At 34.0% G+C, this 13,538-nt stretch carries 16 protein-coding genes; 5 read left to right on the forward strand and 11 right to left on the reverse strand.

Annotated elements, in window-relative coordinates:
* Positions 1-26: 26 nt before the first annotated feature.
* From ACNHOZ_RS22085 to ACNHOZ_RS22100, 4 genes are all read right to left on the reverse strand, one after another.
* Complete coding sequence (locus tag ACNHOZ_RS22085; RefSeq protein ID WP_048018666.1) at positions 27-716, reverse strand: Na-translocating system protein MpsC family protein; 690 nt, start codon at positions 714-716, stop codon at positions 27-29.
* A 139-nt stretch (positions 717-855) separates the two neighbouring features.
* Positions 856-1,071, reverse strand: a complete 216-nt coding sequence (locus ACNHOZ_RS22090) for a hypothetical protein (protein ID WP_048018665.1) — start codon at positions 1,069-1,071, stop codon at positions 856-858.
* Between the two features lie 177 nt (positions 1,072-1,248).
* The gene (locus ACNHOZ_RS22095; protein ID WP_048018664.1) at positions 1,249-1,944 is read right to left on the reverse strand and encodes a Na-translocating system protein MpsC family protein; all 696 of its coding nucleotides are present in this window, start codon (positions 1,942-1,944) and stop codon (positions 1,249-1,251) included.
* 444 nt (positions 1,945-2,388) lie between these two features.
* A complete protein-coding gene (locus ACNHOZ_RS22100) occupies positions 2,389-2,706 on the reverse strand; it encodes a DUF3243 domain-containing protein (protein WP_014460657.1) in 318 nt (105 codons plus the stop codon).
* A 254-nt stretch (positions 2,707-2,960) separates the two neighbouring features.
* On the opposite strand from ACNHOZ_RS22100, the gene ACNHOZ_RS22105 reads away from it, so the two are divergent.
* Entirely contained in the window at positions 2,961-3,365 is a 405-nt protein-coding gene (locus tag ACNHOZ_RS22105; protein WP_028413830.1) for a hypothetical protein, read from the forward strand.
* A gap of 335 nt (positions 3,366-3,700) precedes the next feature.
* On the opposite strand, the gene ACNHOZ_RS22110 is transcribed toward ACNHOZ_RS22105, so the two are convergent.
* Both ACNHOZ_RS22110 and ACNHOZ_RS22115 read right to left on the reverse strand, forming a co-directional pair.
* Positions 3,701-3,862 (reverse strand): hypothetical protein, encoded by a 162-nt coding sequence (locus ACNHOZ_RS22110; RefSeq protein ID WP_165635770.1) that lies wholly within the window; start codon positions 3,860-3,862, stop codon positions 3,701-3,703.
* Positions 3,863-4,114: 252 nt separating this feature from the next.
* Entirely contained in the window at positions 4,115-4,489 is a 375-nt protein-coding gene (locus tag ACNHOZ_RS22115) for a cupredoxin domain-containing protein (RefSeq protein WP_048018663.1), read from the reverse strand.
* A gap of 306 nt (positions 4,490-4,795) precedes the next feature.
* On the opposite strand from ACNHOZ_RS22115, the gene ACNHOZ_RS22120 reads away from it, so the two are divergent.
* Both ACNHOZ_RS22120 and ACNHOZ_RS22125 read left to right on the forward strand, forming a co-directional pair.
* The gene (locus ACNHOZ_RS22120; RefSeq protein WP_048018662.1) at positions 4,796-6,226 is read left to right on the forward strand and encodes a PQQ-dependent sugar dehydrogenase; all 1,431 of its coding nucleotides are present in this window, start codon (positions 4,796-4,798) and stop codon (positions 6,224-6,226) included.
* A gap of 330 nt (positions 6,227-6,556) precedes the next feature.
* Positions 6,557-7,117, forward strand: a complete 561-nt coding sequence (locus ACNHOZ_RS22125; RefSeq protein WP_048018661.1) for a hypothetical protein — start codon at positions 6,557-6,559, stop codon at positions 7,115-7,117.
* A gap of 60 nt (positions 7,118-7,177) precedes the next feature.
* On the opposite strand, the gene ACNHOZ_RS22130 is transcribed toward ACNHOZ_RS22125, so the two are convergent.
* A complete protein-coding gene (locus ACNHOZ_RS22130) occupies positions 7,178-8,773 on the reverse strand; it encodes an acetolactate synthase large subunit (protein WP_048018660.1) in 1,596 nt (531 codons plus the stop codon).
* Between the two features lie 974 nt (positions 8,774-9,747).
* Here ACNHOZ_RS22130 and ACNHOZ_RS22135 point away from each other — a divergent pair.
* Together ACNHOZ_RS22135 and ACNHOZ_RS22140 are read left to right on the forward strand one after the other, a co-directional pair.
* A complete protein-coding gene (locus ACNHOZ_RS22135; RefSeq protein WP_013056409.1) occupies positions 9,748-9,948 on the forward strand; it encodes a cold-shock protein in 201 nt (66 codons plus the stop codon).
* A gap of 951 nt (positions 9,949-10,899) precedes the next feature.
* Positions 10,900-11,046 carry a BH0509 family protein gene (locus ACNHOZ_RS22140; protein ID WP_014460666.1) on the forward strand — a complete coding sequence of 49 codons (147 nt, stop codon included), beginning with the start codon at positions 10,900-10,902 and terminating at the stop codon, positions 11,044-11,046.
* An 81-nt stretch (positions 11,047-11,127) separates the two neighbouring features.
* Here the strand turns inward: ACNHOZ_RS22140 and ACNHOZ_RS22145 are convergent, their stop codons facing one another.
* The 4 genes from ACNHOZ_RS22145 to ACNHOZ_RS22160 all read right to left on the reverse strand — a co-directional run bounded on the left by ACNHOZ_RS22145 (position 11,128) and on the right by ACNHOZ_RS22160 (position 13,457).
* Positions 11,128-11,646, reverse strand: a complete 519-nt coding sequence (locus tag ACNHOZ_RS22145; protein ID WP_033578610.1) for a hypothetical protein — start codon at positions 11,644-11,646, stop codon at positions 11,128-11,130.
* Between the two features lie 102 nt (positions 11,647-11,748).
* Positions 11,749-12,348, reverse strand: coding sequence for a hypothetical protein (locus tag ACNHOZ_RS22150; protein ID WP_048018659.1), 600 nt, complete (start codon positions 12,346-12,348; stop codon positions 11,749-11,751).
* Between the two features lie 60 nt (positions 12,349-12,408).
* A complete protein-coding gene (locus ACNHOZ_RS22155; protein ID WP_230683540.1) occupies positions 12,409-12,810 on the reverse strand; it encodes a hypothetical protein in 402 nt (133 codons plus the stop codon).
* A gap of 170 nt (positions 12,811-12,980) precedes the next feature.
* Complete coding sequence (locus ACNHOZ_RS22160) at positions 12,981-13,457, reverse strand: hypothetical protein (RefSeq protein ID WP_168760606.1); 477 nt, start codon at positions 13,455-13,457, stop codon at positions 12,981-12,983.
* Positions 13,458-13,538 lie beyond the last annotated feature (81 nt).

Raw genomic sequence — 13,538 nt, forward strand, 5'->3', positions numbered from 1 at the left:
GTTCAGTGCCTAGCTTATCAGTGCCGTTATGAAGTTGGGTTTAAAATCAGAAGAATTGTACTTTTATCTTTATGAAAATCCCATGCGACTAGTATATCTGTTACCTCTGAATCTAAAATCACTTCTAATGATTGGCTATGCTCATGGAGTAGCCTTTTTTCGAGATTTCTTTTAGCCAATGTAAGGTTTTCTTCAAACCCTAATTGAACTAATTCTTTCTCTACATTTACCATAATACCTTCCCTGATTATAAGGAGTGTTCTCTGATCTAATAAATAAGAAGAAACATCTTGAGGAAGTTTTTCTGCTTTTTGAGTCACTTCCTCAACTTCTTTATGCAGCAATTTTTGATTTTTATAGGAATGATTGACTATGTTTTCTTTATTAGAATGGATCATAGTAAACATGCCAGACTGCAGCTCTAAATTCCAATCATAGTAAAATTCTTCAATATCTAAATGTATATTTAATTGTATATACCCTTTTATCTCTTCAATTAGAGTCTCCATTAACAAATCACGTGTTTTTTGAACATAGATAACTTGTCCCTTGTCTAGCAAAGCCTTTTCTAAAGGTAATAAAAAGGCTTTAAAATAAACGGTTATAAAAGGAGGAGAAATGACGGTGAATACACCTCCAGGACCTCTTCCAAAGTTTTCACGAAGTAACCTTCCCATATAACTACTTAATTCTTTTTCCAGTTTCGTTTTATCCATAGATGGTGCACCTAGTTTCTAGTTTCATAAGGTATACTATTCGTGATGTTTTATGAAAACTCCTTCTTCATCATAAGGTCAATTTCGGTAATAAGCATTCACTTTTTCCAAAGTGTAAACGAGGCGCACTAGTATATCTTTAATAGATTGGTTTCTGTTTACCTTTGTATTTCCTATGTTTAAAGATTCTTCTTTTATTTGAAATTCCAATTTTACTTCCATAGATAATAGTACTTAAAAGTATTATATCCTTGCTAATTTCTTCTTTGTAAAATTCATTGTCATGCTTTTGGTAATCCTGCAACAATCGACGAAGCTCTTTTATAAACAATACAATCTCATGATTATCAGCCATACTGACCAAATCCTTTCTGATGGCACATCCTATTTTCAGGTGCTGTTTTAGGGAATTATTCCGTTACAAAAGGACTTCCTTTTTTTAGACAACAAAAATAAGCCGAAAAAGAAAAGGTATGAGCTTTTCTTCCTCGGCTTATGTTTGGCACAATGTGTCCAATTCATTACTGCCTCATTAATTTTTTGGTTTTAAGATAAGCGTAATAATGCTATTGTCCTTTTCAAAATCCCAATCCACAAAAATATCAAGAATGTCTGCATTTAATATCTCATCATAGTCATCGTTTTGTCGTAAGATTCCTTTTTCCAAAGGGCGTTTAGAGATGCGTAAGGTGTCATCAAAACCCAACGAAATTAGCTGCTTTTCAATAGCTACCAGTATTCCTTCTCTTACGATGACCAATGTACGATCACTTAATTTATACGAAGAGATTTTCTCAGGCCCTTTTTGTGCAATTTCACTCATCTTTATAATCCGATCATGAATTGCTTGTTTTCCTTGGTAAGGGTCACCCTCAGTCAAATCGGCTTTCAAATCGTCCAGACAAACTCCCACAAAAATTCCGGAGTGATGATCTAAATTCCAATCATAATATAAGTGCTGGATGTCAAGGTCGGTAATCCCTTTAATTTGACCAGTGATTTGAGGTTCAAGAGTCTTTACCAAAAGCTCTCTTGTAGTCATAACCTGAAGTTCTTCATTCTGGTTTAACAGTACTTGTTCCATCGGCGATACAAAGCCACTGACATAAATAACAACATAAGGTTCATAAATCGTAACATGAACAGCCTCGGGGCCTTTTCCAAAGTTATCTCGTAACAATTTGCCCAAGTTATTCGCCAATTTTGTTTGCTGAGCCTTAATATCCATATTTCTTCATCCTTTATTAAGAAAGAAGCATCATATCCTCTTTCCGTCATTTTATTGTACCATTACGAACGAATAATTTAAATATACAGAATAAATAAAAATAATTTGTTACTTCATGTTTAACCGAATTATAAACGTTCAAAACCTCTTCTTTCTATTGCTTGGTACGTATTGTGAATGTCACCGAAAAATACGAATCCGTTGGATTCGTACTGATGTTTTCAATGAAGTGAGTTATAGTATGTAGTCAAATTATTGTTGGGGAAATATAGCTTTATCTTTTAATTGATGCATCGCAGGGACATACTAAAAAATAAAAAGAGGCGCAGCATGAAAGAGAAAAAGGAGCCACTTATTTTACGCAAGTGGCTCTTTGCTATGTTGATTGAATTCACTTGAACCTCTAATAAATAATGGCAAAATGCAATCTATAATCGATTTAGATTATTCTTTGACTAATTTAACAAGCATATGAGCAAGATGATGTTGTTCTTCCTCGTTTCCAACTTTCCATAACTCATGTAACAAGTATTGCTCTTCATTTTGTGGCTCCTCATGGGTTGCAAGATAGTCAGCTATTTTTTTAGCTGCTAGAGCTAGTTGATTATCATTTAACCCTAGTTTCTCACCTTTTGTGACTTTATCTCCTAAGTAACTTTTAAATTCGTTAAAACTAGAAAGGATGTTGTCTTTCTTCTCTTGACTCATTTCATTTAGTTTATCCTCTACTTTATTCTCAACGGTTTCAGTATTATTGTTCATTTTTCATTCTCCTTCCAATTAGGTATCAATGTTCTTATATGGTAAATTCCCCATTTACAGGTATATAAACATTTCGCAGCCTATTCATATGGTAAGTAGAATAATAGTAAACCTTGAATAAAACTCGAGTATTTGTAATAAAGTTTAGTGAAACACCTTTTTGATAACAGGATGTATTTCTTAGGATGTTAACAACCTAGGTTAGTTCCACAAAACTTAACGGGTTATTTAGATGAGGAACGGAGTGAATACAAATGAGTTTAGCTACTTATATAGGTTCGAACGTAGAATTACCTATTAATAAGGAACTAGATGATTTAGTTACTATTGGGAATTGCTTTTCAGATGAAAGAAATCGATTGAACATAAAGAAACACCAATTTACTACCCTTTATGTTTATGAAGTTGCAAGTGACTGGGGAATTGAGATTACGGAATATATGAATAAGAGCAGGCGCAAAGAATCAAAAGAGAAACTAATTGCACTATGCAAATTGATGGACCGCTATCTTAAGTCAGGAGACTTTTTTGAATTGTATAGTTGTTGGGTAGGAGAAGAAGCTGAAGAACCAGAGAGGAAATTAACGTTAAACATCCATTACTTTGACATCGACGACATTGACATGCCAGAAAAAACATTAGTTAGAATTGAAAAATGAGTTCGTCCTATTATTATGGTGAAATTACCCTTATATAGTATACATAAAAACAGAAAAACTCCCTTAAGGCATTAGGGGAGTTTTTCTGTTTAGTTAAATATTAAGGGTGTAATTGCTTGTTACTTACATATCATTTAATATTTTTGTAGATATTTATTATAACCTATCAAATGATTTCGGGAAAGCAAAAAATGAAAGCGATTACTTTTAATTCAAAATAATAGATGAAATATAACTGTCTTTTTATGAGATGTATTTTGGTTCTGGAAAAATACAGTGCTTAAGCTTACATGCTCTAAATTTCTCCTTATCTATTAATAGATAAGGGGGAATTTTTATTCTTTATCGTTTCCTGGCACAGCATTAGAAACTATAGAAGTGTCTCCAGTATAATACTTATGGGGATAAGGATCAGAAGGCTTTGTTGCAAACTCTTTCTCAAGATCAGCTAATTCCTCTGATACCTGTTCTAAATCATTTGATTGATTATCACTCATATAAAACTCCTCCTTTTAATTAAACAATGTTCATCGCGCATTAAGGATACGTTTTTTCATAATGTGGATATACATGCTGTTTTTATTCTATACTTTCCTGTGCCTTTTCTTCATTTAGTATATATTTCAAATTAATATTTATTACTTTTTTGAACTTGTGAATGATTTATTTGCACCTTTAAAATCTATTATGTTAACTAAGAAAGTATGCTATATTCACTTCAAAAAGCAGAGACCGATTGGCCCTGCTTGTTATTTGACTATCACTTTCCCTACCATCCCACTATTGAAATGATACCTACATATCAGTTCATACGTACCGGAATTTTGTGGTTTCACGGTAATGGTTTTTTCTTTTCCAGGCTGGACTTCAGCATCGATTCCGAGTTTTTCCACTGTGAAGGTATGCTCTTTCTGACCTTTATTTTTCAATATCAATGTTATCGTTTTTCCACTTGGGATAGTGATGGTTTCTGGATTAAAGTAATCATCGTTCAACTGAACCTCCATGGCTTTTTGTCTTACCACGTCCGATTCAGCCAAAACGCCGAGTGCCGCTGAATTTATCACACCGATAAGCATCGCAAACAAAATGACCCATCTCGTTAACCACTTTTTCATAGACATTTGCAATCACTCCTTTCCTAAGCCATATTCTTTTCCAATTCATAAAATAATATTAATATTTTTTGTAAATTAAGTATTTTTTTCCTTAGTCGCAATTTCTGGAAACTACAAATAGTTAGGAGAATCGTGAGTACTAAGAGAGGAAAATAGCAGGCGTACCCAGGAATAAATAAGTTTTATGAAAGAAGCTTCTCAATTAGGTCTCTCAATTAAATTGCAGCACTTTATAAAATAGTATTGATACTAATAGAACAGTTTCAATCATATTCTTATAAGAGAAAACATTGAAAAGGAGTGTCAAGTTAGTTGATAAAAGCTAAGGTTAGTTTACGGCCTATTATTAGTAAGATAAATTTACCTACCGTTTTGAAAACAGCTATACTTCCCGGTGACTCAATTGAAAGCTTATTTATTGCAACCCAAGTAGGAGAGATCTTTTACATAAGGAACGGAGCTATACGGACTTTTTTAGATATTGGCTCACAAATCATAAAATTGGGTACGTCTGAACCAGGTGTTTCTCGTGGGGGATATGATGAACGGGGATTGCTGGGGCTAGCGTTTCATCCAGAATTTCATTATAACGGTCTGTTTTATCTTCATTACTCAGTAGTTGGAACACAAGGACCAGGTGCACTTTCTGAACATTTTAAGCCTAACCCGTGTGATCCTAAAACTTCAAACCTAAAGTGGATAAATAGAGAAACTAAATATGATCATATTGATACAGTGGAAGAATGGATTTTCCAACCAAATGCTCAGCCTCAAAAAAGACGGACGTTACTTAACTTAAGAAGACCATTTTTTAATCATAATGGTGTTAACAGCTTAAACTTTTCACCTGAAACTGGAAAACTTATCTTAACAATTGGAGATGGCGGATCAGGATATGACCCCTTTAATTTAAGTCAGGATGATATGGAGATTTACGGAAAAATAATTGAAATTGATGTAAGTAAGAATACATTCATCCATAATCCACCCGCAGTCACACGTTTTAGTGAACTCCCCTCACCTATTCAGGAAACCCTTGCGCTCATTGCCAAAGGAGTTCGCAATATAACCGGCATTTCATTTCAAAAATTTTATAATCAGTACATCAAATATGTGGGAAATGTTGGGCAGGATGTGGTAGAGTCGATTTTTTCGTTCGTTCATTATAAGCCAATACCTGTTCCTCAACTTGTTCAAGCTTCTTTAATGAGAGCTAAACCCAGCCAAGAAGGATTTATTAACCTTGGATGGCGGGGATGGGAAGGAGATTTTCCAACTTCATTTATAAAAAGGTGTTCTGAAAATCCGGCTTTGGATGAGAAAATAATTGCTTATTACAATGAAGCAGTAAAAACTTCAGCGAGACGTCTTCAGCCTTTAACTAGTTATTTTCACAAAGATCCCCGTCCTAACAAATTTGGAGGGACCTCCCTTACAGGAGTTCAGCCATATATGGGAAATAAAATCCCTAGCTTAACAGGAAGCGTTATGTTTACGGATATTGCCCAGGTTAAAGAATCTCAATCCCCAGTTAGAGGAGTTTTAGCTTATACCAGAACAGGTACAGATTGTAAGCTAAATGATTTTAGTATTGTGGAAATTGATTATAATTTTGGTTCTCAATCAGCTTACTACGTTAGTTTGGGAACGAACCTGGATCAAACGAGGCTTTATTTAGGAGTTTATGGCTCTATGAAAGTGTCTGACTTTAATCAAGGTACTGTTTTTGAAATTGTTCCATGATTTACATTTATAAAATTCGACTAAGCATTGATTTCCCCCAAAAAATTATAGCTTAATTTTTTCAGTAGCTATTTTATAGGAATGAGCAAATGAACTTTCTAGAAAATAAAAAAGCCTTTAATCAATAAAGCCCATAAAAGATTCATTTTATGGGCTACAGTACCATACCTTTAGAAAGTACGACCTATCTCTGTAAAAATAAATGCGACTTATTAGTCCTCCCTCTTAATTTCTTTATATATTACACGTAAGAGTTGATATATCGGGCAGTGGTCTAAATTAATCTTTACCCCCCTTATAATGTAAACACAGTTAACCGAGGTGAAATTCATGTACTTTTTAAAGTCTCTTTCAAATGAAGTAAAATCTGCGCAGCTTCTTTTTAATAGATTATCTAAAACTAAGCAGCTTGTATCAGGCGCTCTTTTCGCCAGCATAGCAGCCCTTTTTCAATCAGCAGGAGGTTTCTTACCAGGAATAGGAATGTTCATTAGTCCATTATCTACTGCACCCATTCTTTTTTGTTTTGTACTTTCGCTCCCTCTAGGGTTTATTATCTATATACTAACAAACCTGCTTCTTCTGATTATCCAGCCAAGTGAACTTATTATTTTTCCTTTTACAACAGGAATACTGGGAATAGGCATAGGAGCTGCTTTTTACTTTTTTAAAAAGAGATTGTACATTATTATAAGTGGTGCCACCTCATTAACTGTTGGGATTATTACCTTATTGTGCATCTTCAAATTCCCAGTGCTAGGTCCCGTGATCTCCAATAATTTTTCTCTTTCTACTACCGGTTTAATTTTTGTATTTACTTTCCTTTATAGTTGGATTTGGGTTGAGCTCAGCTTAGCTTATTTAAAAAAATTAAAAACATTTATTTCCTAGTGAATCTACAGATTAATCTCTTAACAGAGATAACTCGTTAAAATAATGGAGAAATCGCAATCAGCTTTTTAGATGAACGTCAATTAGGATAATCTCATCTGCATTTTTTAAGGCTCTTTTTATTATATTTTCAAATTCGACTAAACTATTTGCCCGTTCTCCTTTAATTCCAAAGCTAGCTGCCAATTGGACAAAATTTGGGTTTGTAAAAGTTACTCCATAGCTCTTACCAAACTTTTTGTTCATCATTTCCTGCTCTATTTTTAATGTAGAGTCGTTTAAGACAATAATCATGAATGAAAGCCCTAAGCGCTTTGCCGTCTCTATTTCTGCAAAATTCATTAAAGCTCCTCCATCTCCAGTAATACAAATAACTGAATCATTAGGGCAGGCTAGTTTAGCTCCAATTGAGCCTGGTAAAGCAATACCCATGGAAGCTAGACCATTTGATATAATGAACTTGTTAGCGTTTTTGGGTTGATAAGTTCGAGCTATAGATACTTTATGAGCTCCCACATCTGAAATCACAATTGTTTCCTCTGAAGAGAGCTTATCGATACTATGCAAGATATTCTCGATTGTTAAAGGCAGTAAATTGCTGTCTATCTTTTTCTCTTCAATATGATAGGATTGCTTAATTTGTTTCTGGAGATTACCAGAAGGAATCCACGGTTTAGAAGGAATATCGAGCTGATTGAATACCCGTAAAGTCTGCTTTATATCTCCAACCAATTCAGCTTCTACAGGATAATATTCATCTATTTCTGCTGGTAAGGTATCTATATGTAAAATTGGTGTTTTTTCCGTGTTCCATTCTTTGGGTAGCTTCTCGACAAAATCAAACCCAATTACAATAAGCAGATCAGCTTCCTTTAAGCCTGCGAGCACTTCATCTTTCTCATTAAATCCAAACGTAAAGAAATTTTGTGGATGATCTTTAGATAACACACCTTTAGCCATATAACTATGGGTAACCGGTGATTGAAGACGTTCAATAAATAGTTGAAGCTCATCCACGGCTTCCTGTCTAACAACGCCGTTACCGATAATAACAAAAGGTCTCCCATACTGCCAAATAAGAGTATTGGCAGCCTGAATTGACTCCATGATAGGTATACTTACGGGTATAGATGTAGGTGAAATAGGTTTGATGGGAACGATTTGAGTTGCTAAGTCTTCTGGCAATTCTACTACTATGGGTCCTGGCTTTTCCATTTGTGCAATTTTAAATGCTTTTCGAATAATCTCAGGAAGCGTTTGTGCATCTTTTATCTGAACACGCCACTTCGTTGCTGGTTCTACCATTTTAATAATGTCCATATATTGATGTGACTCTTTATGTTGTCTCCCCAAAACAGCCTGTCCCGTTAATGCTACAACAGGAGAGTGGTCTAGCTTTGCACTAGATATACCTGTCAATAAATTAGTAGCTCCTGGTCCTAATGTTGATAAACATACCCCTACTTTGTTTGTTAACCTTCCGTATACGTCTGCCATGAAAGCAGCTCCTTGTTCATGCCGCACATTCACGAATTGAATCTGTTTAGAGTTGGATAAAGAATCAATAAAATCCAACGTCTCTTTACCAGGTATTCCGAAAATATATTCAACTCCCTCATTTTCTAAACATTGAACAAGTGTATCCGTCACTTTCATATTGTTCGACCTCTCTTTAGATAGTATTCTGACAAGCTTATGTGAAAGAAATAGCTCATTAATTCTTATCTCGTCTTTTATCGTTTTAACTAACCGAAACCCTAAATATATGGAATGAAATCATACTCACTAACTATTGTTTATAGTGTTACCATTAGGTTCTTATGTTAAATACATTTTTTAGATAATGTATAAATAATTGGATGAGTCAACCTTTCATCCGTGTGAACTGATTAGGAGTGTGACAATACTCTATAAAGAATTATTATGAGAAAGTAACATTTTAAGGGATGTAAAAAATCCCATATACAAATAATAAGCCGAATACTAGTATAAAAGGTACATGTAGATATTCTGCATAAATCGTCATACCAAAAAAAGGTTTATTAAACTTAAACACTGGGTATTATCAAATCAAGACGATGTGTTAAGAGTACCGCCCGTGCATAGGGTGTGTCCTTCTCTATTCTATAAAAAATGGCGCCTCCAACGGCGTCATTTTTTATTTGTAAACAAGTTTAAGAATGCTTCATGCGAAGGTTGGATTTATATGAAAAGGTACATAGATTCTTATCTAATAGAATCTATTTTTACACCACTATTCAAAAAGATTTTGAGTGAACTTCCCTTTCTTTTGGGCAGATGGGTCCCCGTGTGCTCTCTCATCTAATTTAGTTCATATTTATGAATAAAATGCCCATAATGAGTATGTGGGCATTGGTTGATCTTTGACTTCTATCATTTCGATGTTTAGAAGATCACTTATAAATATTTTGATGTTTTTGCATATGAACCTCATTATGATGTAAATCGTCATACCCCAATCACCTTTTTAGTGAAGTGAATATTGATAAAGAAAGTTAGAAAGATCACATTAATTTAAGTTTAAGATGTCTCTATTGGGATAATATAATAAATAAGCTAGATTTAATGATAATCTGGTTTATTTTCTACATTCTAGGAGGCAACAAAAAATGGAACACGGTAAAGTGAAATGGTTTAATGCTGACAAAGGTTTTGGATTTATTGAGCGTGAAGGTGGAGAAGATGTATTTGTTCACTTCTCAGCTATTCAAGGTGAAGGCTTTAAATCCTTGGATGAAGGTCAAGAAGTGACTTTTGATATCGAACAGGGGCAACGCGGACCACAAGCGACAAACGTAAATAAAGCATAAAAACCATACTAAAAAGCAGACTCTATTTTCAGAGTCTGTTTTTATTTAAAAAGATTTTTATATCAAAACTTATTTATCAATAATTATAGTTCGTGTTTTTTTAATTCTTCTTCAAAGAAAAAGGTACTTGGATATTTGTCGACTGTATAAGAGTATCTTTTCATGTTTTTTACATAATGATTTTTTAAGATTGTTACTGATTCATTCGATACTCTTATAGTTACTATTTCTCCATTACTAAATATTTTCTCACTCATAGCCTTTATCCTTTTTTGCACCTCTGTAGATTACATACAAAATAATAAGCGTATTAAGAAACCTGCTGTTTTTGTGTATATAAAATTTTTCATAAAATTGATATCTTGGGCATAATACAGGATAGATACGTGGTAGAGGGGGGATTGTTTGAGACTGAAGGATGGAAACTTTTATACAGATAGTAGAACCAATAAGGTATATAGATTAAATGAAGATGACAAGGGAAGCTGGTACCTGAGTACACGTGATGATGAAGATCATCATCCAATGTCAAGAACTTCGGGGCGTAACATGATGAAATTGATAAAGAGTTTTTATACCAAAGTGAACGACAGTTGAAAATTTATCACTCTGCAAAACAACATAAAAAAATAAAGCTAGCTTAACCCAGCTAGCTTTATTTTTAGTTTATAGAGCTAGTTATCATAATTTTTTTTAGGAATTAAGCAACGATACGAACAAAAATTTTTAACCTGGCCGTTGGCAATCACCTATTATTTAATTTCGATTGCAGAAGCCTTGTTGTCCCAATCCGACGCCATAATACCATTTCTATATTGTTTTTTGAAAAATCATCTATAATTGATATTGTTTTAATCTCATATTGAGATATATAATAAAAATAAGAAAAAAAGAAAACGCTTTCTGAATTTAAATACATTGTTACTTTTCAAACTATAAGGAGGATTTAAAATGAGCCAAGTGGAAAGAAATTCTAAAGTACAGAAATTAGTTGAGTATAAAAAATTCAATGAAGAAGAAGTTTTAAAAATGACAGATCCGCAGGTTGAATATTATCACTGGCTCTATTTTGATGATTCCGCTTATGATTATATGTAACTCAACTATAAAATAAGAAAAAAGCACAAAAACGTTTGGTTCCAACGGGTTTGTGCTTTTTCCGTTTCTTTAATTATACGATTACTCGTTTTCAATACCTTTTCCTGTGACAACAAAGTGAGGGCTGTCTTCCTTTCGGTTGAAAAGTCTCCAGAACTCACTATACTCATCGTCTTCTGACGTATCCGGAAATCCCTCCACTAAATAACCCTGAGATAAAAAGATCTTTAGCCCTCCTACTTCATCCGAGTCAACTCTTTCAACAATCGTGTGTTCGTTTATACCTTCTATAAAAGATTCAATTCGTTCATCGAATCGATTATTTCCTTGGACATCCCATTCAAAGTACTCATTTTCATCATCCAATCCTGTTCTTGGAGAATAGAAATCCCGTGAGGCTACTACAATTTTATTACCTTTGACAATACGCCATGAACATTGAATATGTAAAGCGTATTCAGCTACCTCTTCCGTTTTCCCCCTTCTGGTTACTAAAATTTTTTCTCCAAATCCTAGCCAAAACAAATTTGAGGCTCTCCCCGCGCATCTTACATTTAAGCCCACTAATTTGTCTAATTTTGATATAGTTGCTTTTCTCATGCTTTTCTCCTTTTATTTGCAGCTAAAGCTTTCTTTGTAAGTAACTAAACAATTAGAATGTATTAATCTATTTTGTTTATGGCAGTAAGGTTAATTACCTTTTTATTTTTGCAACTTCTGGTTAAAAGTCTCAGCGACAAATTCAAATTCTACATCGTTTTTATGAATAAAAAATGTAGTACACCCGTCAATCCCAATGCGTTTATTAGACTGAGCACATACTACATCTACCTCAACCAGATTAAAATGAACAGCCTGAGGATCCTGACTATCTAGACCCATTGTTAAACAATTAATACTATCGCCAAAAGACTTAAAAATAAGCTTTTTCCCTTCCACGTTCTCTTTGCTAACACCAAATTTTTCATTATTCAGTATCCCTTGAAACGATGACGCTTTGGGAAGGCATTGGATATGATGAATGCCTTCGTAACACCTTAAAGTAAACAAAAAAGGGTGTGCTTCATCTGCCATAATCTCAACGCCATATTTGAACGAAAAAGTTTTATAAACCATTTCATAAAATAAAGGGATGACAATATCATCCCATGATTCATAAGCATGAGCATGTATGCGTATTAGATGGGGATATAAGCTGGTAATGGCACGCTGAAAATTTAATAAAACTTCCGTATCCGTAAGCTCAGATAAAGAATCATCGGTTTCATGATTCTTTATCTTTCGTAGCCTATTATCAATCATCAACTTTCCCCTCCTACCTCTAGTTAGTTAATCTTCCGATAGTACATGTACGTCATGAAACTATTCGTTATTATACTTGTCTAGGTCTTTCCATTTTGCAAACTTGTTTCTAAAATTCCTAGATATTTCTTCGTCCTTGCTCAAAAGTAAAATTAAAGATGAGTCCCAAAAAACTAATTCTATAATTGCTTTAGGGTGCTGAATTGTCGGTGTTTCAATCCAAAAACCCGGATTACCATCAGCATAAGGCTCTTCTTTAAGCATATCTAAATTTATAGTTTCTTTCTTATCAAAGGCAGAAAAAACTCCCCATATAAAATAGATGTCCTCTTTATTAGCAAGCTTTGTGAGCTTTTCACCTGTAATCCAATATGTATTGCGGCTCGTTCCATTGTTGTAAATTCTGTAGTCAGTAAAGTAATCAAGGTACTTATCTGGAAAAGATCCATCTAAATCAGTCAACAGCCAATTGTACTTTTCATGAAGATTATTAAAAGAACTCAGATTTCCTTTAAGTCATAAAAGCTCTCTAGGATCGTATTCATGAATTCCACTCCATATTTTAGTTTTATTTTAACATTTCCCTTAGTAATTTTTCTGTATACAATATGTAAGAATAGTTAACATAACGCTCATTCAAACTCCTCAGGACACCAAACAGCTATGTCATCACCCAGAGTTGCAACTAAAACCCAATCACTTCCTGCAAAAGGGTCTCCTAATTGCCAGCATTCATAGTTAGGATCATGACCGTTCACAAATAATACTCTCCCCGATTCTAGAGAAATGATAAGATGAGGCGATACGGCATCCAGCTGAACATTTACTACTTTTTGTCTCCTGATATCCCAAATATGCTTAAAATATTGCTCTTCTGTATGGAAAGGCACTGCATCCTCTGATGATGGGTATGTATCGCGGGCTTCAGGATATACAGTCCAAGTTGTTTCGATATTCAATACAAAATCACTATCATCTTTTTTATTATAGTTAGTAAAATACAATAGAGTTACAGAGCTATTAAGCCCACATTTCACGCAATCTATTTGACTGCTAATAAGTAAGTGCTTCAGTACTCGTTCCGTAAATTTTTTGTCCTCTATCTTCACTGCAGCTGCTCCTTTACACGTTTCTTAGATGTATACCATATAAAAAGTTAAGCAGCGTAATCCTCTTTAGATATTAAAAAG

It is taken from the genome of Priestia sp. D51 (assembly GCF_053345675.1).